This is a genomic window from Halothiobacillus sp. DCM-1, assembly GCF_045689735.1.
Taxonomy (GTDB): domain Bacteria; phylum Pseudomonadota; class Gammaproteobacteria; order Halothiobacillales; family Halothiobacillaceae; genus Halothiobacillus.
This window is the reverse complement of sequence record NZ_CP142685.1, coordinates 1,982,482-2,007,336: the sequence shown is the minus strand read 5'-3', so window position 1 is coordinate 2,007,336 and position 24,855 is coordinate 1,982,482. Positions and strand designations below refer to the sequence as shown.

At 62.2% G+C, this 24,855-nt stretch carries 23 protein-coding genes; 10 read left to right on the top strand and 13 right to left on the bottom strand.

Annotated elements, in window-relative coordinates:
- Window positions 1-3: 3 nt before the first annotated feature.
- From atpA to glmU, 5 genes are all read left to right on the top strand, one after another.
- A complete protein-coding gene (gene atpA, locus VOI35_RS09345; protein ID WP_407275779.1) occupies window positions 4-1,542 on the top strand; it encodes a F0F1 ATP synthase subunit alpha in 1,539 nt (512 codons plus the stop codon).
- A gap of 15 nt (window positions 1,543-1,557) precedes the next feature.
- Window positions 1,558-2,418, top strand: coding sequence for a F0F1 ATP synthase subunit gamma (atpG, locus tag VOI35_RS09340; protein ID WP_407275778.1), 861 nt, complete (start codon window positions 1,558-1,560; stop codon window positions 2,416-2,418).
- Between the two features lie 39 nt (window positions 2,419-2,457).
- A complete protein-coding gene (atpD, locus tag VOI35_RS09335) occupies window positions 2,458-3,846 on the top strand; it encodes a F0F1 ATP synthase subunit beta (protein WP_407275777.1) in 1,389 nt (462 codons plus the stop codon).
- Between the two features lie 17 nt (window positions 3,847-3,863).
- Window positions 3,864-4,307 (top strand): ATP synthase F1 subunit epsilon, encoded by a 444-nt coding sequence (gene atpC / locus VOI35_RS09330; RefSeq protein WP_407275776.1) that lies wholly within the window; start codon window positions 3,864-3,866, stop codon window positions 4,305-4,307.
- 135 nt (window positions 4,308-4,442) lie between these two features.
- Window positions 4,443-5,837, top strand: a complete 1,395-nt coding sequence (gene glmU / locus VOI35_RS09325; RefSeq protein WP_407275775.1) for a bifunctional UDP-N-acetylglucosamine diphosphorylase/glucosamine-1-phosphate N-acetyltransferase GlmU — start codon at window positions 4,443-4,445, stop codon at window positions 5,835-5,837.
- Window positions 5,838-5,861: 24 nt separating this feature from the next.
- On the opposite strand, the gene hemW is transcribed toward glmU, so the two are convergent.
- Both hemW and rdgB read right to left on the bottom strand, forming a co-directional pair.
- The gene (gene hemW, locus VOI35_RS09320; RefSeq protein WP_407275774.1) at window positions 5,862-7,034 is read right to left on the bottom strand and encodes a radical SAM family heme chaperone HemW; all 1,173 of its coding nucleotides are present in this window, start codon (window positions 7,032-7,034) and stop codon (window positions 5,862-5,864) included.
- A gap of 5 nt (window positions 7,035-7,039) precedes the next feature.
- Window positions 7,040-7,663 carry an RdgB/HAM1 family non-canonical purine NTP pyrophosphatase gene (gene rdgB / locus VOI35_RS09315; RefSeq protein WP_407275773.1) on the bottom strand — a complete coding sequence of 208 codons (624 nt, stop codon included), beginning with the start codon at window positions 7,661-7,663 and terminating at the stop codon, window positions 7,040-7,042.
- Between the two features lie 133 nt (window positions 7,664-7,796).
- On the opposite strand from rdgB, the gene ykgO reads away from it, so the two are divergent.
- Window positions 7,797-7,922, top strand: a complete 126-nt coding sequence (gene ykgO / locus VOI35_RS09310; RefSeq protein ID WP_012823010.1) for a type B 50S ribosomal protein L36 — start codon at window positions 7,797-7,799, stop codon at window positions 7,920-7,922.
- 139 nt (window positions 7,923-8,061) lie between these two features.
- A complete protein-coding gene (locus VOI35_RS09305; protein ID WP_407275772.1) occupies window positions 8,062-8,946 on the top strand; it encodes a DnaJ C-terminal domain-containing protein in 885 nt (294 codons plus the stop codon).
- 93 nt (window positions 8,947-9,039) lie between these two features.
- Here VOI35_RS09305 and VOI35_RS09300 read toward each other — a convergent pair whose 3' ends face one another.
- From VOI35_RS09300 to VOI35_RS09280, 5 genes are all read right to left on the bottom strand, one after another.
- The gene (locus VOI35_RS09300; RefSeq protein WP_407275771.1) at window positions 9,040-9,384 is read right to left on the bottom strand and encodes a FeoC-like transcriptional regulator; all 345 of its coding nucleotides are present in this window, start codon (window positions 9,382-9,384) and stop codon (window positions 9,040-9,042) included.
- Window positions 9,381-11,717 carry a Fe(2+) transporter permease subunit FeoB gene (gene feoB / locus VOI35_RS09295; RefSeq protein ID WP_407275770.1) on the bottom strand — a complete coding sequence of 779 codons (2,337 nt, stop codon included), beginning with the start codon at window positions 11,715-11,717 and terminating at the stop codon, window positions 9,381-9,383. Before feoB ends, VOI35_RS09300 begins: the two co-directional genes overlap by 4 nt.
- A gap of 25 nt (window positions 11,718-11,742) precedes the next feature.
- Entirely contained in the window at window positions 11,743-11,985 is a 243-nt protein-coding gene (locus VOI35_RS09290) for a ferrous iron transport protein A (protein WP_407275769.1), read from the bottom strand.
- Window positions 11,978-12,289, bottom strand: coding sequence for a FeoA family protein (locus tag VOI35_RS09285; RefSeq protein WP_407275768.1), 312 nt, complete (start codon window positions 12,287-12,289; stop codon window positions 11,978-11,980). Before VOI35_RS09285 ends, VOI35_RS09290 begins: the two co-directional genes overlap by 8 nt.
- A 171-nt stretch (window positions 12,290-12,460) precedes the next feature.
- On the bottom strand, window positions 12,461-13,063 hold the full coding sequence (locus tag VOI35_RS09280) for a class I SAM-dependent methyltransferase (RefSeq protein WP_407275767.1): 603 nt from the start codon (window positions 13,061-13,063) through the stop codon (window positions 12,461-12,463).
- A gap of 153 nt (window positions 13,064-13,216) precedes the next feature.
- Here VOI35_RS09280 and VOI35_RS09275 point away from each other — a divergent pair, with 153 nt between their 5' ends.
- Entirely contained in the window at window positions 13,217-14,428 is a 1,212-nt protein-coding gene (locus tag VOI35_RS09275; protein ID WP_407275766.1) for an MFS transporter, read from the top strand.
- Between the two features lie 13 nt (window positions 14,429-14,441).
- Here VOI35_RS09275 and rlmM read toward each other — a convergent pair whose 3' ends face one another.
- From rlmM to VOI35_RS09245, 6 genes are all read right to left on the bottom strand, one after another.
- A complete protein-coding gene (gene rlmM / locus VOI35_RS09270) occupies window positions 14,442-15,500 on the bottom strand; it encodes a 23S rRNA (cytidine(2498)-2'-O)-methyltransferase RlmM (protein WP_407275765.1) in 1,059 nt (352 codons plus the stop codon).
- A gap of 90 nt (window positions 15,501-15,590) precedes the next feature.
- Window positions 15,591-16,358: a DUF4395 family protein gene (locus VOI35_RS09265; protein WP_407275764.1), complete on the bottom strand. Its 768-nt coding sequence runs from the start codon at window positions 16,356-16,358 to the stop codon at window positions 15,591-15,593.
- A 223-nt stretch (window positions 16,359-16,581) separates the two neighbouring features.
- Entirely contained in the window at window positions 16,582-16,893 is a 312-nt protein-coding gene (locus tag VOI35_RS09260) for a PepSY domain-containing protein (RefSeq protein ID WP_407275763.1), read from the bottom strand.
- Between the two features lie 104 nt (window positions 16,894-16,997).
- The gene (locus tag VOI35_RS09255; RefSeq protein ID WP_407275762.1) at window positions 16,998-20,075 is read right to left on the bottom strand and encodes an efflux RND transporter permease subunit; all 3,078 of its coding nucleotides are present in this window, start codon (window positions 20,073-20,075) and stop codon (window positions 16,998-17,000) included.
- Complete coding sequence (locus tag VOI35_RS09250) at window positions 20,072-21,205, bottom strand: efflux RND transporter periplasmic adaptor subunit (protein WP_407275761.1); 1,134 nt, start codon at window positions 21,203-21,205, stop codon at window positions 20,072-20,074. Before VOI35_RS09250 ends, VOI35_RS09255 begins: the two co-directional genes overlap by 4 nt.
- Window positions 21,206-21,216: 11 nt before the next feature.
- Window positions 21,217-22,593 (bottom strand): TolC family protein, encoded by a 1,377-nt coding sequence (locus tag VOI35_RS09245; RefSeq protein ID WP_407275760.1) that lies wholly within the window; start codon window positions 22,591-22,593, stop codon window positions 21,217-21,219.
- Between the two features lie 150 nt (window positions 22,594-22,743).
- Here VOI35_RS09245 and VOI35_RS09240 point away from each other — a divergent pair, with 150 nt between their 5' ends.
- Together VOI35_RS09240 and VOI35_RS09235 are read left to right on the top strand one after the other, a co-directional pair.
- Complete coding sequence (locus VOI35_RS09240; RefSeq protein ID WP_407275759.1) at window positions 22,744-23,424, top strand: winged helix-turn-helix domain-containing protein; 681 nt, start codon at window positions 22,744-22,746, stop codon at window positions 23,422-23,424.
- On the top strand, window positions 23,411-24,844 hold the full coding sequence (locus tag VOI35_RS09235; RefSeq protein ID WP_407275758.1) for an ATP-binding protein: 1,434 nt from the start codon (window positions 23,411-23,413) through the stop codon (window positions 24,842-24,844). Before VOI35_RS09240 ends, VOI35_RS09235 begins: the two co-directional genes overlap by 14 nt.
- Window positions 24,845-24,855 lie beyond the last annotated feature (11 nt).

The window sequence follows — 24,855 nt, the reverse complement described above, 5'->3', positions numbered from 1 at the left end:
CTTATGATTAATCCCTCAGAAATTAGTAGCCTGATCAAACAGCGCATCGAAAATTTCGATCAAAGTGCAGCCGCGCAGACGGTCGGCACCATTGTTTCCGTTAGTGATGGTATTTTGCGCATCCACGGTTTGAGCGATGTGATGCTCGGCGAGATGATCGAGCTGCCCGGTGGGCGCTTCGCCGTGGCGATGAACCTTGAGCGCGACTCGGTCGGCGCGATTGTGCTTGGCGCTTATGATGGCCTGCGTGAAGGCGACCAAGTAAAGTGCACCCAGCGGATTCTCGAAGTGCCGGTGGGCAAAGAGTTGTTGGGGCGCGTTGTCAACACCCTCGGTCAACCGATTGATGGCAAGGGTGACATTAACGCCAGCCTGACTGCGCCAATCGAAAAAATTGCGCCGGGCGTCATTGAGCGTCAAAGCGTCGATCAACCCTTGTTGACGGGGATCAAGGCACTGGACGCGATGGTGCCGATTGGTCGGGGTCAGCGCGAGCTGATCATTGGTGACCGTCAAACCGGTAAAACGGCGGTGGCCATCGATACGATCATCAACCAAAAAGGCAAAGGCGTGTACTGCGTCTATGTCGCCATTGGCCAGAAAGCCTCATCCATTGCCAATGTCGTGCGCAAGCTCGAAGAATATGGTGCACTGGAATACACCATTATCGTGGCGGCCACCGCATCGGATCCGGCCTCGATGCAGTACCTGGCGGCTTACGCGGGTTGCACCATGGGCGAATACTTCCGTGATCGGGGTATGGACGCGCTGATCGTGTATGACGATCTGACCAAGCAAGCTTGGGCCTATCGCCAGATTTCTCTGCTGCTGCGTCGTCCGCCGGGGCGCGAAGCCTATCCCGGCGATGTGTTCTATCTGCATAGCCGTCTGCTGGAGCGTGCCTCCCGCGTGAATGCGGACTATGTCGAAGCCTTCACCAAGGGCGAAGTGACGGGCAAAACCGGTTCCCTGACTGCGTTGCCAATCATCGAAACCCAGGGCGGCGATGTGTCTGCCTTCGTTCCGACCAATGTCATCTCGATTACCGACGGTCAAATCTTTTTGGAAACCGACCTGTTCAACTCCGGTATTCGTCCGGCGATCAACCCGGGGATTTCTGTGTCCCGTGTGGGTGGTGCAGCGCAAACCAAGGCCGTGAAAAAACTGGCGGGGGGTATCCGTACGGATCTCGCGCAGTACCGTGAACTGGCGGCCTTCTCCCAGTTTGCTTCGGATCTGGATGAGGTTACCCGCAAGCAGCTCGAACGCGGTAAGCGCGTCACTGAATTGATGAAGCAGAAGCAATTCAAGCCGCTGTCGGTGACAGAAATGTCTTTGTCCCTGACGGCCGCCAACGAAGGCTATCTGGATGATGTGCCGGTCGATAAAATCACCGCATTCGAGGCGGCGCTGCATGAATATGCGGCGGCCAATGCGAAATCTCTGGCTGAGAAAATTGGCAATAACGGCAACTTCAACGATGAAATTGCGGCCGAGCTCAAGCAGGTGATTGAAGCCTTCAAAGCGAAGGGCGTGTACTAAACAGGGGGCGAAATCATGGCCGTAGGCAAAGAGATTCGCACCAAGATCAAAAGCGTGCAAAACACGCGCAAGATCACGAAAGCGATGGAGATGGTCGCTGCATCCAAGATGCGGCGCGCTCAGGAGGCGATGGAAGCTTCTCGGCCTTATGCCGAGAAGTTTCTGGAGGTGGTGGGTCACATCACCAACGCGCATCCTGAATATCGTCATCCCTTGATGATCGAGCGGCCGGTGAAGCGCGTGCTGATGATCGTGGTCACGACCGATCGTGGCCTGTGCGGTGGGTTGAATGTCAACCTGCTCAAACAGGTGCTGCATAAAATCCGCGACTACCAGAAAAATGGGGTCGAGGTGGATGTGATTCCCGTCGGTGCCAAGGGGCGCGCCTTTTTCAAGCGCTATGGGGGCAATGTCCTAGGTTCGGTTACCCACATGGGGGACAAGCCTGGGTACGCCAAAATGCGCGGGGTGATCACGGCGGCGATGAAAGCGTTCGAAGACGGTACGGTGGATCGCATCGAGCTGGCGCGCAATCGCTTCGTCAATTCGATGGTGCAGAAACCTGTCGTGGAACAGGTGGCGCCGCTCGAATACCGCGAAACCGCTGAGCTTCGGCATCGTTGGGATTATCTCTATGAGCCCGATTCGCAGGCGGTTTTGGCCGCTGTGCTGAAGCGCTACATCACTGGGCAGATTGTTGCCAGCGCGATTGAAAATGTGGCTTGTGAAATGGCCGCTCGTCGTATCGCGATGAAGAACGCGACCGACAACGCGGGCGAGATGATCAAATCATTGAAGCTGGTGTACAACAAGGCGCGTCAGGCTGCGATTACGCAGGAAATCTCGGAAATCGTTTCAGGGGCATCGGCCGTCTAAGGCTCGCCGCTCAGCAAATTTTTATTTGAGGGTACAGACATGAGTTCTGGAAAAATTGTCGAAATCATCGGTGCCGTCATCGATGTCGAATTCCCGCGTGATGCGGTTCCCAAGGTGTACGACGCGATCAAGATCGACCAAACCGGTCTGATTGTGGAAGTGCAGCAGCAAATTGGCGACGGGGTCGTTCGCGGCATCGCGATGGGTTCCTCCGATGGCCTCAAGCGCGGGATGACCGTGACCAACACGGGTGCCCCGATTTCCGTGCCGGTGGGTAAAGGCACGCTGGGTCGCATCATGGATGTGCTCGGTCAGCCCATCGACAACGCGGGTGCGGTGGCTTGCGATCAAACCTGGTCGATTCACCGTAAGCCGCCGACCTTCGACGAGCAGGCTAACAGCACCGAACTGCTGGAAACCGGCATCAAGGTTATCGACCTGCTCTGCCCGTTCGCCAAAGGCGGTAAAGTTGGTTTGTTCGGGGGTGCCGGCGTCGGCAAGACCGTGAACATGATGGAGCTGATCCGTAACATTGCCGTCGAGCACAGTGGTTATTCCGTATTCGCCGGTGTGGGCGAGCGGACCCGTGAAGGGAACGATTTCTACCACGAGATGAAAGACGGCGGCGTCCTGGACAAGGTTGCCCTGGTGTACGGCCAGATGAACGAGCCGCCGGGAAACCGTTTGCGCGTGGCGCTGACCGGTCTGACCATGGCGGAATACTTCCGGGATGAAGGCCGTGATGTGCTGATGTTCATCGATAACATCTACCGTTACACCCTGGCCGGTACCGAAGTATCCGCGCTGCTGGGTCGTATGCCGTCTGCCGTAGGTTACCAGCCAACACTGGCCGAAGAGATGGGCGTTCTGCAAGAGCGCATCACCTCCACCAAAACCGGTTCCATCACCTCCGTTCAGGCCGTGTATGTACCTGCGGATGACTTGACCGACCCGTCCCCGGCCACCACCTTCGCGCACTTGGATGCAACGGTGGTTCTGTCGCGTGACATCGCATCCCTGGGGATCTACCCGGCGATCGATCCGCTCGACTCCACCAGTCGTCAGCTTGATCCGCAAGTCGTCGGTGATACGCACTACACCGTCGCGCGCGCCGTGCAAAAGACCCTGCAACGCTACAAAGAGCTGAAAGACATCATCGCGATTCTGGGGATGGATGAGCTGTCCGATGACGACAAGGCCATTGTGTCTCGTGCGCGTAAGATCCAGCGCTTCATGTCCCAGCCGTTCTTCGTGGCGGAAGTGTTCACCGGCGCGCCGGGTCGTTATGTACCGCTGAAGGAAACCATCCGTGCCTTCCAGGGCATCGTGGCGGGTGAATACGATCACCTGCCGGAGCAAGCGTTCTACATGGTCGGCACGATCGACGAAGCGGTAGAAAAAGCCGCTAAACTCGCCGCGAAAGCCTAATCGGAGGAGGTGCCGTTATGGCCATGACCATCCGTGTGGATATCGTCAGTATGGAGCGCCCCATTTACAGTGGCAGCGCAACCTTCGTCACGATTCCGACCGAGGCCGGTGAAATGGGCGTCACGCCCCTGCACACACAAACCTTGTCGATTCTTCGGCCGGGTGAGGTGCGGGTGCATCAAGCCGATGGCAGCATCGTGCGCTACTATGTGGGCTTCGGCATCGTCGAAGTTCAGCCCATGGTGGTGAGCATCATTGCGGACTGGGCGCTGACCGAGGCAGATGCCCAGGGGATTGACGCCGCTGAACTCGAGGCACGACTCGCGGAAGAGGCCGATTATGTGCGTGATTACGAACAGCGCGGCCAGCTGGATTTCACTTCGGCGCAATCGATCATGGTGGAAGCAGCGGAACGCCTGAAGTGGGTGCGCGCGATGCGCAATCCGGGCGGCCGCCACTGATGCCGGACATCCGGGGGCTCTGGCGCGGCTGAGTCGTTGCCTGTGATCGCTGTGATGCATCAAGGAGCTTCGGCTCCTTTTTTTATGGAATTTTTGTCCCGGTCGCGGGGCGTGCAACCTTCTTGAGGAACCGACATGAGCCTTCAGGCCGCTTGGCATATCATCGTATTGGCTGCCGGAAAGGGGACGCGGATGCGTTCGAACCTGCCCAAGGTTCTGCATCCGATCGGCGGGAAAAGCATGTTGGCGCGGGTCGTGGAAACCGCGCAGTCACTGCACCCGCGAACGATTACCGTGGTGGTGGGGTTTGGCGCCGAGGCCATCCGTGCCGCGATGCCCGAGGCGCCTGTTCGATTTGCCTGGCAGACCGAACAGCGGGGAACCGGCCATGCGGTTGCCTGTGGCTTGCATGGCTTGGCGGGCGCCGATGAGGATCGGGTGCTGGTGCTGTATGGCGATGTCCCGCTGATCTCTCAGGTTGTGCTGCAGTCGGTGCTTCAGCAGGCGTCGCAGGCGTCGGTGACAATTCTGACGACCGAACTGGACGATCCGACCGGGTATGGCCGGATTGTGCGGGGGCACGATCAAGCGGTCATCGCGATTCGGGAGCAGCGCGACTGCCTGCCTGCGGAAGCCGCCATCCGTGAAATCAACACCGGCATTCTCGCGGCGCGGCTTGGGGATTTGCGCCGGTGGCTTCCCGCATTGACACCCCACAACGCCCAGGGCGAGTTGTACTTGACCGATATCGTGTCTGCGGCGGTGGCGGAATCGCGCCCGGTCAACACCGTATGCACGGCGGATACCCACAGCGTCGCGGGCGTGAATGACCGTTGGGCGCTGGCTGCGCTCGAGCGGGTCTATCAGCGTCGGCAGGCGGAAGCACTGGCGCTCGCGGGCGTCACCCTGGCGGATCCCGCGCGGATCGATTTTCGGGGGGAGGTCACGGCGGGCATCGATTGTATGGTCGATGTCAATGTCGTTTTTGAGGGTGCCGTGACCTTGGGCAATGGCGTCATTATCGAGCCAAACTGCATCCTCAAAGATGTTGAACTGGGCGATGGGGTGCGGGTGCGCGCTTTCAGCCACTTAGAAGGTGCCGTACTCCAGGCGGGCGCTGAAGTGGGGCCTTATGCCCGGCTGCGCCCGGGAACCGAACTCGGCGCGCACAGCAAAATTGGCAACTTTGTCGAGATCAAAGCCAGCCAGATTGGCGAGGGGTCGAAAGTCAATCATTTGTCCTATGTAGGGGATACGAAGATGGGCGCCGAGTGCAATATCGGTGCGGGAACGATCACCTGCAATTACGATGGCGCCAACAAACACCGCACCGAAATCGGAGATCGGGTGTTTGTGGGTTCCAGCAGCCAACTCGTAGCCCCCGTGCGGGTGGAGGATGATGCCACCATCGGCGCCGGTTCAACCATTACCCAAGCGGTTCCTGCGGGTACCCTGGCCTTGGCGCGTGCCCGCCAAGTCATTAAAACCGGTTGGCAGCGCCCCCGAAAAAAACCGAAAACGGACGGCTGATGGGCTGTCGCTCGGTTTTACATCCTATTCGTCCGGCATAAACCGCAGCAGCACCTCATTGAGGTAGCGCAGGCCGCGGGGGGTTGGGCGAATCCGCTGGATCGTCCACTCGATGAGTTGCTCTTGTTCCAGCGTCTGCAGGGTGTTGCTGATGGTTTTCAGCGGTAGCCCCGTGCGCTCGGTGAATAAGGGCACGGCAAAGCCGTCGGTCAGGCGCAGGGCGTTGAGCATGAATTCAAAGGCCAGTTCGCTTGGGGAAACACGCTGGATTTCCAGCGCCTCCGCTTGCCCTGCTTGCGCGAGAAAGCGGCTGGGGTGTCGCGGGCGCATGCGCCGTTCAATGGCGTTTTCGGCGGCCAGCGTGATCTTGCCGTGCGCCCCCGCGCCGATACCGAGGTAGTCCCCATATTCCCAGTAATTCCGGTTATGCACGCTCTGATGCCCTGCGCGGGCAAAGGCGGAAACTTCGTAGTGCCCGTACCCGGCGGCGTGCAGGGCGTCTTGGCCTTGCTGGGTGATGGCCTCCAGGGTGTCGTCATCCGGCAAGGCGGGCGGGAACGCGGCAAACGGCGTGTTCGGTTCGAGGGTGAGCTGATACCAGGAAAGGTGCGGTGGTGCCAGGGCGATGGCTTGTGCCAGGTCGGCCGCTGCCTCGGCGGCGGTTTGTTCCGGCAGGCCGTGCATCAGGTCGATATTGAAGCTGTCGAAGCCGGCGGCATGGGCGGATTCGATGGCGCGAATGGCGGCGGCGGGGTCATGGATGCGGCCGAGGCGCTTGAGATGCTCGGCATGAAAACTCTGCACGCCGATCGACACGCGCGTGATGCCGAGGGTGCGATAGTCGGCCAGATGTCCGGCCATTTCCGTGCCGGGGTTCACTTCCAGCGTGATTTCCCGGCAAAAGCGAAGATCCAGCCGCGCCCGCAGGCCGCTCAAGAGCTGGTCGAACGCGGCGGGGGAAAACAGGCTGGGCGTGCCGCCACCGAAGAAGATCGACTCGATCGGCCGTCCCCAGATCAAGGGCAGTTCGAGTTCGACATCCCGCAGTAAGGCCGAGACATAATCGGCTTCGGGCAGCGGTTGTTGGTTGAGTGCGTGGGAATTGAAATCGCAGTAAGGGCACTTCTGCACGCACCACGGCAGGTGGACATACAGTGTCAGCGGCGGATTTTCCGTGAATTGCGGCAGCAGTACCATGGGGATCAAAGGGGTTGATCGCGCAGTTGGTTCAGCAGCGCGTGCAGGGCGACGGTGCGGTGGCTGACGCGCAGTTTTTCCTCGATGGATAACTCCGCCGCGCCCCGCCTGTGTGCGGTGCTGAAAAACAGCGGGTCATAGCCGAATCCGCCCGCACCGCGCGGTTCCGTGAGGATTTCGCCGTCCCAATACCCTTCGGCCAGCAGCGGTTTGGGGTCGTCGGCATGTCGCGCCAGGGCGAGCGCGCAGACGAACCGGGCGCGGCGATCCGGGTTGGGCTGGCTGGCGAGCGCCATGCGCAGTTTCGCGTTGTTGCTGGCGTCGTTCGCTGATTCCCCGGCATAGCGGGCGGAATAGACGCCGGGGGCGCCTCCTAATGCGGCGACTTCGAGCCCGGAATCGTCGGCCAGCGCCGGTAGGCCGGTCAATGCTGCGGCGGCGCGTGCTTTGAGCAGGGCGTTAGCGAGGAATGTATCGCCGGTTTCTTCCGGTGCACCGCGCCCCCACTCGGTGAGCGAAAGGAGTTCATAGCTCGTGAAAAACGGGAATTCTTCAGCCATGAGGCGGCGCATGGCTTCGAACTCGCGCATTTTTCCGGCGTTATGGGTGGCAATCACCAGTCGGGGCATCTCGGGATACTCAGATTTTTGCAAGACGGCGGTGAGTATAACCGGGCACCGGGCGACTTGCTTTGGCCGTGAAATTGCGCTAAGTTACGCAACCTTTTTTGAATCCCGTGTCCCATGATGGGTCGAGGCTATTATGAAAATCCTGTCTTCCCTGAAGTCTGCCAAAACCCGGCATAAAGACTGCCAAATCGTCCGCCGCCGTGGCAAGGTTTATGTGATCAACAAAACCAATCCGCGTTTCAAGGCGCGTCAGCGTTGATTTGGCGCAGCCGGGGTGCCCGGTGGTTGTCGTAAAGCCCGCCTTTCTGGCGGGTTTTTTCTTTTATGATGCTTGAAAACCGGCGGCGCTGCCCTACACACTGGGCAATGAGCATCCGATCGATTGCGGAGGGGGTTTTGTGAAGTTCCAGGATTACTACGCCACGCTGGGTGTCGAGCGGGGTGCGACGCAAGATGAGATCAAAAAGGCGTACCGCAAGGCGGCGCAGAAATATCATCCCGATCGCAACAAAGAGCCCGACGCGGAAGAGAAATTCAAGGCGGTCAATGAAGCCTACGATGTGCTGGGTGACCCCGAGAAACGCAGCCGTTATGACACCTTCGGTGCGAATTATCATGCGGGCGATGAGTTCCGTCCGCCGCCGGGGTTCGATTACAGCCAGTTTGGCGCGGGTCAGGGTGGGGCGGGGTTCTCGGATTTTTTCAGCAGTATTTTTGGCGGCGGCTTCGAGGGCGCGGGGCGCCGGGGTGGCCGTGCTGCGCGGGGGCAGGATTTTGAAATGAGCCTGCCGCTCTCGGTGCGGGAAATGATCGAGGGCGGTAGTCGCCCGGTCGCGATCGATCACCCGGAACAGGGGCGGAAGACGCTCAAGATCACCGTGCCGGCAGGCAGTTCGCCGGGCAAGAAAATCCGGCTCTCCGGTCAGGGGGGCAGCGGATCAGGCGGTGGCCCGGCGGGGGATTTGTATCTTGTGATCGAGCTGGCAGCGGGCGGGGAATTTACGCTGGAGGGCAATCAGGTGCTGTATGACCTGCCGGTGACGCCTTGGGAAGCCGCCTTGGGTGAGAAGGTGCCGGTACCGACGCCCACGGGGGGCAAGATCAACCTGACGATTCCCGCTGGCTCGCAGTCGGGCAAACGCTTGCGGGTTCCCGGTAAAGGCTTGGCGGGGGGGGATTTTGTCGTGACGATTCAGATTCATACACCGCCGGCCAAGACCGAGGAAGCCCGGGCGTTTTATCAGGAAATGAAGCTGTCGATGCCGTTCGATCCGCGCGTCTGAGGGTTCTTCTATTGCATTGCGGCCAGACTCAGGCCGGGCCCACCGTTTCGTATGGGCGATGCTGCGCGCACCGCCGCCGGGTTTGAACGGCAATCAAACCCCGTGCGGGCTGCTGGGCTTCCAGGCATCGTCGTAATCGGCCAGCACATCGAAGCAAACGGGTGAGGCGCTGGCGTCGATCCATTCGATGAGGTCGAATTGATCATCCACCGCGCAGGCGTTGTCACCCGTCGAGCAGCCCCCGCAGCCGCTTTCGCAGGTCGGAGCGTTGAGATGAGTCTGCCGGATGTGCCCGCGTGCGCGCCAGAATTCGATGAGCTGTCGAACCGCGCTCGGGGCGGCATCGAAGTGCAGCAGCACATCGCGCAGTGGGGCGCTGCCGCGATCTTTGAGATACGCCTTGAGCTGACTGGGGGTCAGCAGGCGGTCGGCATTCATGATGCGCCGAGCGGCTCAACCCGCCGCAGACCGTGCCGCCGCAGCAGCACAATGACCGTCACCAGCAAGGCCAGCACGCCAATCAGCCAGCTTAGGGATTGCATCGGGTGCGCCGAAAAATGGCTGAATTGGTAGTACAGCACCGCGAGGGAATACGCCAGGCCGATGCCCCAACCGAGCGCGAACAGCGTCCAGGCGCGGCTGCGGGTCTCACGGTAGATCGCGGCCATGGTGTTCACACAGGGAATATAGAGCAGGATGAAGATCAGGTAAGCCACCGCCGCGCTTTCGCTGAACAGGCTGCCCATGCGGGTGAGTGTGACGGTGTCGATGTTTTGCTGTTCGGCGGCTTGCTGCAGATTGCTGGTTTGCGCCGAGCTGATCGCGCCAAAGCCCAGGGGGTCGAAAAAGCCGTGGGCAAAGGCTTTGGCATTGGCGGGAATCGTGTCGAGGGCGGCTTTGAGCTCGCCGAGCAGGTCGAAGGGTTGCGGGTGCGCGGGCGGCGTGGATGCGGTGTCGCCCGCATCCATCCGGCTGTACACGCCGTTGAGCGTGCCGACGACGATTTCCTTGACCACAACCCCGGAGAGCAGACCCACGGCGGCCGGCCAGTTTTCATCGGTAATGCCCATCGGGTGGAACACGGGCGTGAGGGTTTTGCCGATGCTGCCGAGGATGGATTCGCCGACTTCGTTTTCCGCGAGCGGGGTGCCATTCGGGCTGAAGCTTGCCAGCAGGGTGACGACGACGGAGGCGGCAATAATGACTTTCCCCACCCGCAGCAAGAATACCGAGAGTCGCTCCCAGGTGGCGAGCAGCAGGCCGCGCAGGGTGGGAACATGATAGGTCGGCAGCTCCATGATGAATGGCGTGGCCTCGCCGCGCAGGGCAGTTTTTTTCAACAACAGGGCGGTGAGAATGGCGAGGACAATGCCGAGCACATACAGCGCAAATACCACCTGCCCGCCGTGTTCACGGAAAAAGACGGTGACAAAGGCCATGTAGATCACCAGCCGTGCGCTACAGGACATGAACGGCTGCATCAGGGCGGAAATCAGCCGTTCGCGCGGGTCTTCGAGCGTGCGCGTGGCCATGACGGCGGGGACATTGCAGCCGAAGCCGACGATCATCGGCACAAAGGCTTTGCCCGGCAGGCCGATTTTGCGCATGAAGCGATCCATGACGAAGGCGGCGCGCGCCATGTAGCCGGAATCTTCGAGCAGGGACAAAAACAGGAAGGTCATGCCGATCGGGGCGATGAAGGTCGAGACGAGTTGCACGGCACCGCCGACGGAGGTGGCGAGAAAGGTAATCAGCCATTCGGGGGCATGCAGCAGGTGCAGCAGGTGCGCAAAGCCGGTCACAAAGAGGGCGTGGGTGGATTTGTCGAAAAAGTCGATGAAAATGCTGCCGCCATTGAAGCTCATCACGAACAGCAGATACATCATCAGCAGAAAGATCGGGATGCCGAGAAACCGGTTGAGCACGATCGCATCGATGCGGTCGGTGAGCGAGCGGCGCAGTTGGCCGCGCACTTTCACGCTGCCGTGGGTGAGCTGGTGAATGAAGGTGTAGCGGGCGTCCGCAATAAACACATCGGGTTCTTCGGCCAGATGGGCGCGAATCTCATCCTGCGCGCGGGCGACCGCCTGGCGCAGCGTCTCATCGACGGTGGCGAGGGTGAGGCGGTCACTTTCGAGCAATTTGACTGCCATCCAGCGCGTATCAATTTTTTGCGCGGCGGCGAAGGGTTCCACTTGCGGGCAGAGGCTGCGCAAGGCGGATTCGATCAAGGCGGCGTATTCGATTTTGATGCCGGGTTGATCGGCATGCGCCGCGCGCTCGACCAGTCGCCGTTTGAGTTCGTCCAGCCCCTGTTTTTTGGCGGCGGAAATCGGTACCACCGGGCAGCCAATCCGCCGTTCGAGTTCGGCGAAGTCAATCTGGATACCTGCGGCTTCCGCCAGATCGATCATGTTGACGGCCAGAATCAGCGGCACGCGCATTTCCAGCAGTTGCGTGGTCAGGTAGAGATTCCGTTCCAGATTGCTCGCATCGAGGATGTTGATGATGACATCGGCTTCACCCGAGAGCGCGTAATCGCGGGCGATGGCCTCATCCAGCGAGGCACTGGACGCGGCATCGAGCGAATAGGTGCCGGGCAGATCGACCAGTTCGACCGTGGTCGCGCCGACTTCAAACTGCCCGACCTTGCGATCGACCGTGACGCCGGGCCAGTTGCCGACCTTCTGCTTCAGACCGGTGAGCGCATTGAATAATGTGGTCTTACCACAGTTAGGGTTGCCAATCAGGCCGACGGTATAGTGTGTCATGGGGACTCGTGAAGCAGGGGCAGGCTTAGACAGGGACGCGATCGATTCGGAGCATCGCCGCTTCATCTTTGCGCAGCGTGAGGGCGGACTGCCGCACCTGGAGCTGTACCGGATCCCCCAGCGGCGCGACGCGGGTCACGGTGAAGGGCGTGCCGGGCGTGAGTCCCATCGCCATTAGCCGGCGGCGATACTCGGCCTGACCGGGCGCAAAGCCCAGCACCTTGCCCTGGTCGCCGGGGCGCAGATCCATCAGGGAGAGATCAGCCATGGGCGGCGGCCTTGCCCGGCTCGTCGGTGACGAAAATCCGGTGCGCCATCCCGGCACCGAGCGCTACCTTGCTGGCATGCAGCCGCACGACCAGCCCGCCGCCTTCATGCTGGATGACTTCGAGCAGGGTGCCCGGATGAATGCCCATGCCTTCGAGTCGTTTGGCGAGCGCGGGCGAGGCACCGCGAATCTCCGCCACGCGCACTCGTGCCCCTCGCGTCGCCAGCGAAAGGCCGTAGGCGAGATGATTGGTACCGCGGGCCGGCATCAGAGGCATGACCGGGGGCTGGGCGTGCTGGAGCATGGCGGGCATTTCCTGCAAGAATGACAACAGACGAGTAGTATAGCACCCGAAACTAAATGAGAACAATAGTCATTTGCGAAGATACCGAGGTCAACCGACCGAGGAAGCGGGGCGTCTTGCCGTGCGTGGTGAGTCATCTGGAAGCCTGAAATTTTGAGGTTCTGGAAAAAATTACGCGCTCCGCCGCGCGACGCCGTGCGTCACCCATCCTGTGCCCTCGTGCCCGACGCCCTCGGTGAGCCGCGTTTCGCCTTCGACCAGCAGCAGCCAGTCGAGTTGCGGCCAGTCCGCGCGCAAGTCGTCGGCCGTGACCAGCATCTCGACCGCCTTGGGGCCGCCGCTACGGTAGTTGAGCTGGTTGGGATGGAACAGTTCCACGATCAACAGCCCCTGCGGACGAAGGCTGTGGGCGATTCGTTGATGGATTTGCTGGCGGTCGCTGGGCTCAAAATGCAGAAAAATCGACACGACGGCATCGAAAGCGGCCACCGGCCAATCCCAGGTGAGTAAATCGGCGCAGTGGCTGTCGAGCATCACGCCCCGGCGTGCCGCCAACGCGCGCGCCTTTTGACAGGCAACGGCGGAATAATCGACGGTGCTGACATCAAACCCTTGCTGCGCGAGCCACACGCCATTGCGCCCCTCGCCATCGCCAATCACTAGGATTCGCGCCGCCGGGGGCAGCCGGAATGCTTGCGAACGCAGGAAATCGTTGGGTTGTTCGCCGTAGAAGTAGTCCTCGCGGGCGTATTTTTGATTCCAGAAATCGGACATGGCGGGCGGGTTCCATGAATGGCTGTCATTAAATGGCCATGATAGCGCGTCATGCGATAAACCACGCGGTGCGCGTCGCCGCCTGCTGCTAGAATCTGTCGCTCTGGCGTGGCGTCCGCCCGCCCGTTTTTACACCGGCCGGATGGTGTTTGCATGTCTTCTTCGGTTCCTGCCGCGCCATCGGCTTCTGTTGTGGCCGCCCCGACGCAGTTTCGTGTGCTCGGCGCGATCAGCGTGGCGCATTTTCTCAATGATCTGATGCAATCGCTGATGATCTCGCTTTACCCGCTGTTTCGCGGCAATTTTGATTTGAGTTTTGCGCAAATCGGCTTGATTACCCTGTGTTTCCAGCTCACGGCGGCGATTTTGCAGCCGTTGATCGGGCAGGCGATCGACAAGCGGCCGATGCCGTATTCCCTGGTGATGGGCACCGGGTTCACCCTGGTCGGCTTGCTGGTGCTGGCATTTGCGCCGGGCTATGGGTTTTTGCTGGCCGGTGCGGCGCTGGTCGGTATCGGTTCGTCGATTTTTCACCCGGAATCCTCGCGGGTGGCGCGCATGGCCGCCGGGGCGCGGCCGGGTCTGGCGCAATCGATTTTTCAGGTGGGCGGCAATGGCGGAACGGCGGCCGGTCCGCTCCTGGCGGCATTGATCGTGATTCCGCACGGACAAATCAGTATCGCCTGGTTCTCGGGCGTGGCCTTGGCGGCGATGATCGTGCTGTTTTTCGTTGGCCGCTGGGCGGCGGCGCAGCACCGTAAGCCGAAGCCCAAGAAGCTTCTGCCCCCGCCGAATCTCTCGCGCCGCTGGCGATTGGGATTGCTGGCCGCGTTGTTGGTGCTGATGTTCTCTAAATTCCTGTATTTGGCGAGCATGAACAACTACTTATCGTTCTACCTGATTCATCGTTTCGACCTGCCCATTCAGTCGGCGCAGTTGCACCTGTTTTTGCTGCTGTTTGCGGTGGCGGCGGGCACGCTGCTCGGCGGACCGATGGGGGATCGGATCGGGCGTCATCGGGTGATCTGGCTGTCGATCCTCGGTGTGGCGCCGTTTACGCTGTTGTTTCCGCATGTGGGGCTCGGCCTGCAATCGGTGTTGCTGCTGTTGATCGGGTTTGTTTTGGCTTCGGCATTTCCCGCGATGGTGGTGTACGCGCAGGAATTGTTCCCGGAGCGGATCGGCGCGATTTCCGGGCTGTTTTTTGGTTTTGCCTTCGGCAGTGCGGGCGTTGGTGCCGCGTTACTCGGACATTTCGCCGACCATTACGGGGTGGATGCGCTGATCGAAGTCTGTGGCTATTTGCCGTTGTTGGGGGTGATTGCGTTGATTCTGCCCGATGTGCATCAACGGGCACCGGCGTGAAGGCTGACCCGGTTCATGCCCAGCGTAGATAGGCGGTGACTTCGTCCCGATCGTGATAAAGCTGGCGGATCGTCAACGAATAGGGGCGCGCGGCCGCACCCAGCACCACCTCGATGGCCTGCTGGCATTCCACGACAGCCTGCTGGCGCTTTTTCATCGGCAGTTTCAGATTGAACAGCGCCCGCTGACAGTCGCCGCGCAGTAGCCATTCGGCCATGAGCACGGCCACGCGCCCCGGTTGCTCGACCATATCGCAGACCAGCCAGTCCACCGGGGTTTTGGGGCGGAAGGTAAAGCCATCTTCGCGGCGGTGCTCCACATTCGGGTGTGCGGCGACCGCAGGCGCGAGCGCGCCGTTGTCTACGGCGGTGACATGCAAGCCATCACGCAGAAGCTGCCAGGTCCAGCCACCGGGTGCCGCGCCCAAGTCCACGGCGGTGCGGCCATCGCAGAGCCATGCGCTGCGTTCAGCGGGTGATAAAAACAGGATGATGGCTTCTTCCAGCTTGAGGGCGGAACGGCTCGGCGCTTCCTTGGCCTGACGCAGCCGAGGGATGCCCATCGGCCAGGGCGCACCCTGCGCGGGGTGTGTCCAGCCGAGATAAGCGGTGGCGGTGTCGGCAAACACAATGTGCAGCACCGGGAGATCCAGCGACCGGGGTTGCAACATGCCCAGCCGCCGCAGCGCCTGACCGAGCGGATTCGAGAAACTGCGACACAGGCGCAGCAAAGGTCGGGTCGCCTCGGCATCCGGGGTTTCCACGACGACCTCCGCGAAGCGTTGTCCCGCCAAGGCAGCCAGGATCGGTGACAGACGGTTATCGGCGGGCAGATCGGTCAGCGGCTCCCCGGCGAGGCACCACTGGCGGGCAAAGATGAGATCGTCCAGCGAGGCGTGCCGGAACCAGGCGGTTAGGGCGTCGGTATCGGGCGTGATAAACCGCACGAGGCCAGAGCCGGATTCGGTTTGGCAATAGCCATACACCCCGGCGCGGGCGGTGATCGCCTGCACTTGGGCGGCGGCATCGCCTTCGTATCCGGCGCGGGTTAGTAGGAGGAGGTGGGTGTTCATCGGGCGAGGATAACAAAATGCCTCGCTGCCCGTTGGTGCCCGCGCTGGGCTTGCTGAATCAATCCAGGGATGGATGGATTCAGCGTATCCTCAGGGGTCGGTGCGCGGGGTGGGTTGCGTCGTCCTGGCGGAAGCATTTTGTGCGTCCCGTTCTGCCTTGCGGTGGGCGATTGCCTCCCAGTCCAAGTTGTTGCAGGTTTCGCAGTGCTCTTTGAGGATGTGCAGCTTGACCAGCAGCCAATGGATTTTACAGCCGACGCAGAAGCCCAGCACGGCTTCGAGCCACATAAAGCCGATGCAGACGAAGACCAGTGTCGGAATCCAGTACGACAGGTATTGCTGTGTTTCGGGCAACAGCTGATGGCCGGCGAGTTTGTTGACCCAATCGGCGAAGGTATCGGGGTTGAAGAAGATCAGGCACAGCGTGATGAACACCGAGCCCAGCGCCCAGGCAAACCGCTTCGGCGCGAGCGGGCGCCAGACTTTGGGTTGGCGCGCGGCCAGCAGGCTGGAGAGCAGAATCAGCGGTGAAAGGCGAGAACTCCACACGAACATCCCCGCCAGCAGTTCGAACAGGCCGTACAGAAGCACCCAGGTCTGGATGGTGTAATCCCAGGTGCGCCGGATGACATGCGCCGAATAGATGATGTTGCCATCGAAATCGGTGTCGAGCGTATCGTGCAGGCTGTCGCCATCGACGATCCAGTGGCCGCCGAAAATGGCCGACCAGAGCGTCAACCCCATGTAGAGCGGGATGAACAACAAAATGCCCGCGCGAATCCGCACGGCGGTATCGTTGATGAATAGTGCGTCTTCGTGGGTGTCACGAAACCACAAATTCTTGAAAATTTGCCACATGATCTCCTCCGCCTGTTTTTTCCGCCTCTGTTGGGCGGTTGGAATGATTGCATCTTAAGTGCAACGCTTAAGAATGGACTGCTTTATCAGGGCTTGCTAATTGAGTGTTTTTATCAGGAATCGTGTGGCTCAATTTGTCCGGAAAAAAGGCTGGGCAAAAAAACGCCCCGGTCTTGAACGAACGGGGCGTGAGGGCGGCATCACCCGCGATGGGCGTCAGCGATCAATCGCCGTGATCGACATCGTTTTCGAGGACGGCGCCGGTCATGGCATCGATGCCCACTTCCCGCACGCCGTGCGCGGACTGGATGTCAAACGAATAGCGCAGGCCGGAGCCGCCCTGTTCGTGCTCCAGCTCGGCGTCCTTGATTTTGCCCGGTTGCAGTTGCAGCGCCTGTGCCTTGGCCTCGTCCATGGTGATTTTGGCATCGGCCTTGGCCGGGGCGTTATTGGCGTACACGGCTGCGGTGCCGGCGGCCAGGGTCAGAACCGTCGCGGCGGCAATGATGCGGGACAAACGAATGGCAGTTTTCATGAATCGATCTCCTGTTGAGTTGCAGCTGATTCGATTGAATCAGTGCAATCAGCTTAACGAGGGGCGCGCTACCGCAAGATGTCCGGCAAATGAAGGATTGTTCATCATCGAACGGACGGCGCCGCCGCTGATGCGGGCAGGGGTGCGCGGCGCATCCACAGGGAATAGATGACGGGCATCACCAGCAGCGCTAGAGGAATCTGGACGATCATGCCGCTGATGATGGCAATCGCCAGCGGCTGCTGCATGGCCGAGCCCTGCCCGATCCCCAAGGCGAGCGGCAGCAGCGTAAGAATCGCCGCGAGGCTGGTCATGACCGTGGGGCGCAGGCGCCGCACCCCGGCTTCGATCAGGCGCTCCGTCCAGTCGCCAGTGCGGATACGGCCGACTTCAAAGAAATAGAACACGGCCACTTCGGTCACGATGCCGATAATCATGGTCAAGCCCATCAACGAGGTGATGTTCAGAGTCTGCCCGGTGAGCCACAGCCCCAGCAGCACACCCGCGACGGCCATCAGCGGCGCGCTGATGATCGACACACTGATGGCGAAGCGTTCATACAGAAACAGCAGGCTGAGAAACACCAGGGCGGTGGCGGTGATGAACACCATGATGAGCCCCTGGAAGGCCAGTTGCTGCTGTTGATACAGGCCGGAGAGCTGGTAATAGACGCCCGGCGGCAGCAGGCCGGGCGCGGCGAGCGCCTGCCGGACATCGGCGATCGTGGCGCCGAAGCCCCGGTCATGGATGCGGGCGGAGACTGCCACCATCGGTTTCTGGTTGTAACGGGTGATTTCCGGCGCGCCGGTGACCGTCACGAAATGACCCACTTCCCGCACGAGCACGGGCTGACCGGCGGCGTTGGTCAGGGTCATGTTGCCGAGGGCTTGCGGGTTGTGGCGCAGCGATTCTGGCGTGATGACGCGCACGCCGACTTCCTGTTCGCCCTGGGCGATGCGGGTGGCGACCGTGCCGCCGAGCAAGGTCTGCAATTGCTGCACGATGCTGCCCGGCGTCAAATCGGCCAGCGCGGCTTTTTCCCGGTCGATGTGAAACTCCAGGGCATCCCCCGCGATGACCAGCCCGTTCTGCACTTCACGGATCCCGGCAATGGATTGGATGGCCGCCGCCACTTTGGGCGCCAGTGCCTGCAATTCCTGCTGGCTTTCACCGAACAGGCGGATGACCACCGGGCGCGGCGAGCCCGCCAGATCGCCGATCAGATCGCCCATCGGCTGGTTTATGTCCAGCACGGTGACGCCGGGCACTTTGTCGGCAATGTCGCGGGCAATCCGGTCCATCACCTGGCTTTGCTGATCCGGCGATTTGAGCTGGATGAACAGATCGCCCTGATTGGCTTCGGTCAAGCCGCCGCCGAGCTGCGCGCCGGTGCGACGGGTGAGGGTATCGACTTCGGGCAGGGCGCGGATCAGCGCTTCGACCTGCATCAGCTCGCGGTTGGTTTCCGTGAGCGATTGACCGGGGCGCGTCTGGTAATCGAGGACGAAGCCGCCCTCGTTCATTTCCGGCATGAAGCCGGTGGGAATGTGGGTGAGGCTCAGCCAGCCGGTGACGCCGATGCCGAGGATGACCGGCCCGAGCAGCCAGCGCCGACGCAGCAAGCCGGCCAGCAGCCGGCGATAGAGTCGGGTGAGCCGATGTTCCGCCGGATGTTCCAAGTCGGGCTGATCGAGCGGGCGCTGCGGTTTGAGCCGCAGCCGTTGCAGCAGGATCGGCACCACCAGCCAGGTGAACAGAAACGACAGAATCAGGCTGGCGGCCATAGTCAGGGAGAGCGCCTTGAAGAAGGCGCCGGTCACGCCATCGAGAAACGCCAGCGGGGCAAAAATGATGACGGTGGCCGTGGACGAGCCGATCAGCGGACGGGTGAATTCCGGCAGCGGATGCAGCAGATGCGGATGCCGCTGGGCATGTTTGGGATGCAGCAGGTATTCGATCATCACGATGATGTCGTCGATCACCAAACCGACCGCCGCGGCCATGCCGCCCAGGGTCATGATGTTGAAATCCAGCCCGAACAGTTTGAGCAGGATCACGGTACTCGCCAGCACGGCGGGCACCACGCCGAGCGCCACCAGAGTGACGCGGCCATTTTTCAGAAACAGGAACAGAATCAGGATGGCGAACAGCACGCCCAGCACGATCGCATCCCGCACCGATTGGGCGGAATCGACGATCAGCGTGCTCTGGTCATACCATTTTTTCAGCACCACGCCGGGCGGCATGAGGTTGGCATTGGCTTGCAGTGTTTCCCGCACGGCGCGGGCAATGGCGACGGTATTGCCGCCGAGCTGCTGCTTGATCATCAACAGCACGGCGGGCTTGCCGTCGGCGGTGATGCGTTGGTAGATGGGCACGGTCGACGCCCGCACCGTGGCGACATCCGCCACCCGGATGCTGCCCGCTGGGGTGGTATTGATCACGACCTGGCCGATTTCCTCGGCATTGTGCAGTCGGCCATCGGTGAGCAGCAGCGACAGCCGGTTGATGGTCTGTAAATGCCCGATGGCGTGCTGCCCCTGGCCACTATTGAGGGCGTCGATCACATTCTGACTGGTCAGGCCAAGCGCTTCGAGCCGCGCGGGGTCGAGCAGGACATGAAATTCCGGCAAATCCCCGCCCTGAATCTGCACCTGCCGCACGCCCGCAATGCCGGAGAGCAGCGGGGACAGGGTGTATTGCGCCAGCGTGCGCAATTCGGTGGGGCTCAAACGGTCGGAGGTCAGGCTATAGGCGATGACCGGGAACCGGGTCGGGTTCTCGCGGTGCACGCGGAATTGGGTGCCGGGCGGCAGATTCGGCAAAGCGGCGTTCATGGCGGCGGCGGTTTGCAGTTCGGCGCGGGTCATATCCATGCCCCAGGCGAACCGCAAGTCCACATCCGCGCTGCCCCGGCTGGTGGTGCTGCTGATCGACGCCACCCCCGGCACGGCGCGCAGCGCCTGTTCGGCGGGCTTGGTCACGGTGCGCACCATCTGTTCGGCATCCCGGTTGCCCGCATCGATCGCCACCACGATGCGCGGGAAGTTCAGCGAGGGAAACAGCGCCACCGGCAGGTGCAAGGCGGTGAGCAGGCCGCCGAGGGTCAGCACCAGCATCAGAAACAGCAGCGAACGCTGATGCCGCAGGATGAAGTGCGACAGCCCCAGATGCCGCCTCATGGCCGGGTCTCCTGCGACGGCGGCGCCTCGACCAGCCGCATGCCCGCCGCGACATTCCCCGCGCCCACGGCCACCACGCGATCCCCCGAGGCCAGGCGCCCGGTCTGCAGCGGTTCAACCACGCTCTGGCTGCCTGCCGTGGCGAGCACGCGCACCGGCACGGCTTCGGCCTGTTGTTGCTGATCGCGCCAGACCCGGGTTTGCCCCTGGGCATCGGTTTGAATGGCCGAATGCGGCAGGATGAGGCCGCTCGGCCCCGGCGGATGGAAGTGGGCGAGAATCGCCTGCCCGAGAACCCAGGGCGCCGCGCCTGCCGTCGTCCGGGGTAGCGACAGATGCACCGGCTGCCGATCGCTTTGCGGCAATACCATCGGATCAATCGCGGTAATCCGCGCGGTGACCGGCGGCAGTGCGCCGAATGCCGCCTGAATGGTCACGGAATCGCCCGTCTTGAGCTGTGCGGCCAGTGCGGCGGGCACGGGTACGCTGGCTTCCAGTTGCCCGTCATCGACGGAAGTCAACAGCGGCTGATTGGCGGTAAACACGCCGCCAAGCTGCACGGAAATTTGTTGCACGATACCGGCGTGCGCGGCGGTGAGCCGATGTTCGGGCGTGGTGGCACCACGGGCGACCAGCGCCTGCCAGTCCGCTTCTGCCAGCGCCAGCGCCTGCTCGGCCTGGGTGAGATCCGCCTGGGTGGCGAGGTGCGCCTTGAGCAGTGCCTGCGTTTGTGCCCGGTGCTCGCGGGCATAGGCCAGGCTGGCTTGGGCGCGCGCGACCTGCTGGCGGGTATTGGCGCTGGTGCGCACAGTCATCAACAGCGTTCCCGGCTGCACCCAGGTTCCGGCGTGCACGGCCAGTTGCACGACCTGCCCTTCGAATGCGCAACTGGTGAGGCGCACGGCGGAGCTGATGGGGGTGATCCGCCCGGCAAAGGTTTCGGTGGCGCTGAGCTGACCTTGTGTGACCGTGCTCAGGCCGACCTCGATCTGCCGGGTTTCACTGGCGGTGTCGGCGCGGCTGATGCCTGTGCCGAGGCCAAGGCAGCCGAGGGCGAGCGCGACGGCCAGTGCGTGTGATTGAACGAAGGGGCGGGGGCGCCGCAAGGACGGGGAGCGGTGAGCGGGCATGGGTTCTCTCCTCAAGGATGGGGCGAGGGCGCGTCAGCGGCGGCCGCCGGTGGCAACCCGGCGGGCGCGATGCCCGCCAGTGCCGGCAGGGCATAGGCGGCGCGCTGCTGTTCCGCCGTGTTTTCCAGCAGGGCGGTTTGCTGCGCGAACAGCGCCTGCCGCAGGGCATCGACACTGCTGGCGCTCATCAGTCCGGCGGTCATGGCCTGCTCGGCGTGCGCCAGCGTCGGGCGCAGCGCGCGCAGATGCTGTTCGATCTCGACCCGATTCCGTTGCAGTGCGGCCTGCTTCTGCTGCAAGGCGATGACCTCGGCGCGGGCGTGCGCCAGCCGGTTGCGGTATTGCTCGGCGGCCAGCGCGCGGCGGGTATCGGCCACGGCGATGGCGTGACGATTGCCATCGAACAGCGGAATGACGAGCTGGATGCCCAGGCCGAGCGTCTGCACTTTCGAGGTGTCCTGACTGCGGGTCAGCCCCAGACTGATCGCGGGAAACTGATCCAGCAATGCCTGCCGGTACTGTGCATCCTGCTCGTCGATGGCGGCATGCAGCGCGAGTAGGTCGGGGCGTTGCGGGAGCTGATCGAGTTCGACCGGCTGCGGCGGCACCCCGGATGGCGGGCTGGGGGGCGGGTCGAGCGGCGTGTCCGCATCGGCGGCTACCCCCAACAATTGATTGAACGCCACCCGCGCCTTGCGCTGCTGCTGTTCCAGCGTGGCGGCGGCCTGCTGCCATTCGGCCAGCCGGGCATCGAGGAGTGCTTCGGCATCGGCGGTGATCAAACCGGCGGCGCGGGCTGGCTGGGCCTCCGCCCGCCGTTGCCGCGCCCAGTCGATCTGCGTATCGAGAAGCCGTTGCTGCGCGGAAAAAGTCCACAACGAGACATACTGCTGCTGCACGGCGGCCACGAGCTGCCACGCCTGCCAGCGTTGATTCAGGATCGCTTGCCGCAGTGTCGCCCGGATGCGCGCATCGCGCGGCGCCCGTTGCAGCCAGAAACTCAAATCCTGGCTGGCCGACAGGCTGAAGGCATTGAACAACCCCTGCTGCCAGGGATGATCCAGCGAAAAGCCCAGCCCCAGCGGCGGCGGCACCTGCGCGAGCCCGGCTTGTTGCCGCGCCAGCGTGAGCTGCAGGGTGCTTTCGCGCAGGTTCGGATTGTGTTGCAGGGCAAAGGCCGTGGCGCTGGCCAGCGTCCAGGCCTGATGGGGGGGGACTGCGACCGGCGCTTGCTCTGCCGTCGGTGGCAGCGGCTGATAGGACGCGCAGCCGCCGAGTGCCAGCAACAGCCCGCCGAGCGCCAGTAGCCGTCCGAGGCGGCCGTCCGGTCGAATCCACCGGTGATGCGGCCGTGGTAGTCGCTCGTCGAGATCATCTGGATGCAGCACAGCACACCTCTTATCGTTTGCATGCGGGCGTTTTGTTGTGGCACGACGCCAGCCTGCTGCATCCTAGCAAAGCGGGCGGTCATCCAACATGAAGGCAACATGACCATTTCTTCATCTTGGCCTGCCGGGGGAATGCCGTAGGATAGCGACATGAAAATTTTACTGGTTGAAGATGACCGGCAGGCCGCGTCGTACCTCTCCAAAGGCTTGACCGAGGCGGGGCATGCGGTGGACTGGGCGGAAAATGGCGTCGATGGCCTGCATCTGGCCATGACCGGCGAATACGATGTGCTGATCGTCGATCGCATGTTGCCGGGGCTCGATGGGTTGGCGCTGATTTCGGCTTACCGTGCGGCCGGTCGGGCGACGCCGGTGTTGATTCTCTCCGCCTTGGGCGAGGTCGATGACCGGGTGACCGGGCTGCGGGCGGGCGGCGATGATTATCTGACCAAACCCTATGCCTTTACCGAACTGCTGGCACGGATCGATGCCCTGACCCGCCGCCTGCACACGCGGGAAACCGGTGAGACGCTGACGGTCGCGGACCTCGTGCTGGATCGGGTGCGCCACCGGGTGACGCGGCAGAACCAGTTGATTCTGCTGCAACCTCGGGAATTCCGGCTGCTCGATTACCTCATGCGCCATGCCGGGCAGGTCGTGACCCGCACGATGCTGCTCGAACAGGTCTGGGGCTATCACTTCGATCCGCAAACCAATGTGATCGATGTCCACATCTCCCGCCTGCGCAGCAAAATCGACCGGGATTTCTCGCCGCCCTTGCTGCACACCATTCGTGGGGCAGGGTATGTGTTGAGCGATGCGCCGGTCTGAGTTGCCCGCCTCGCCCCACTTCCGCCGCCGGCTCGCGCGCCTGTGGCGCACCAGCGTATTCCGCTTGGCGGTGCTGTTCGCCCTAGCATTCAGCCTGGTGGTGGCGATTTCTCTGGCGATTGTTTATTGGCTGTCCTCGCAATACATCCTCGGCCAGATGGACGCCAGTCTGCAGGCAGAAATCCAGCGTCTGCAGACCGATACGGACGAGGCCGACGCCGACGGGCTGGCCGGACAAATTGCGGAACATCTCCGGCACGCCGGCAAACAGGGGCGGCTGTATCTGCTGACCGATGCCGCACAGCGGATTCGTGCCGGCAATCTGCTCGCCTGGCCGCCGGGTCTGGTGTGTGGCGAGGCCATCGAATTCAGCGATCAAAGCCCCATCCTGCCGCCCGCGCTGCGCGCCGATGATGCCGATGTCCAGGCGCGGATACTGAGCACCCCGCTCAAAAGCGGCGGCTGCCTGCTGGTCGGCCAGGCGCTGGTCGAAGAAGAAGGCTTCACCGACCACACCGGCTACCTCCTCAGCTGGGCGGTGGGCATCATCACCCTGTTATCGCTGCTCGGCGGCGGCTGGATGGGGCTGGCGGTTCTGCGGCGCATCGATGTGATTACCGATACCGCCCGGCAGATCATGGCCGGTGAATTTTCCCGCCGCATACCCGATACCGGCCACGGCGACGAGTTTTCCGAACTCTCGGCGCGGCTGAATCAAATGCTCAATCGCATCGACGAACTGATGGCTGGCATGCGCAGCGTGACCGACCACATCGCCCATGACCTGCGCAGCCCGCTCACCCGCCTGCGCAACCGGCTGGAAATCTCCCTCACCCAGAATCGCCCCAGCGAGGAATACCGCGAAGCCATGCGCCAGGCACTGGACGATGCCGATCAATTGCTTGGCCTGTTCAACACCCTGATCGCGATTGCCCAGGCCGAAGCGGGTGTGCGCCGCGAACATTTCGCGCCGGTCGATTTGAGTGTCCTGCTGGCCGATCTCGTCGAACTCTACCAATGGGCGGCGGAAGATCGCGGCCTGCACCTGACCGCCCGCATCGAACCCGGCGTGCAGCGGCTGGCAAGCCGTGGCCTGCTCACCCAAGCCATCGTCAACCTGCTGGAAAATGCCCTGCACCATTTGCCCGCCGGGTCGCGGGTGGAGATTGGCCTGAGCCGGACGGCGGAACAGATCACCCTGACCGTGTCAGACAACGGCCCCGGCATCCCCGACGCCGCCGACCGGCTGCGCGTACTAGAACGCTTCGTGCGGCTCGATGCGGCGCGCAGCACGCCCGGCAGTGGCCTGGGGCTGTCGCTCGTGCGTGCCGCCATGCACGAGCACGGCGGCCAAGTCACGCTGGAGGACAACCACCCAGGACTCAAGGTGGTGCTGATTCTGCCTACGGATTCTGGTTAGCAATTCGGTTT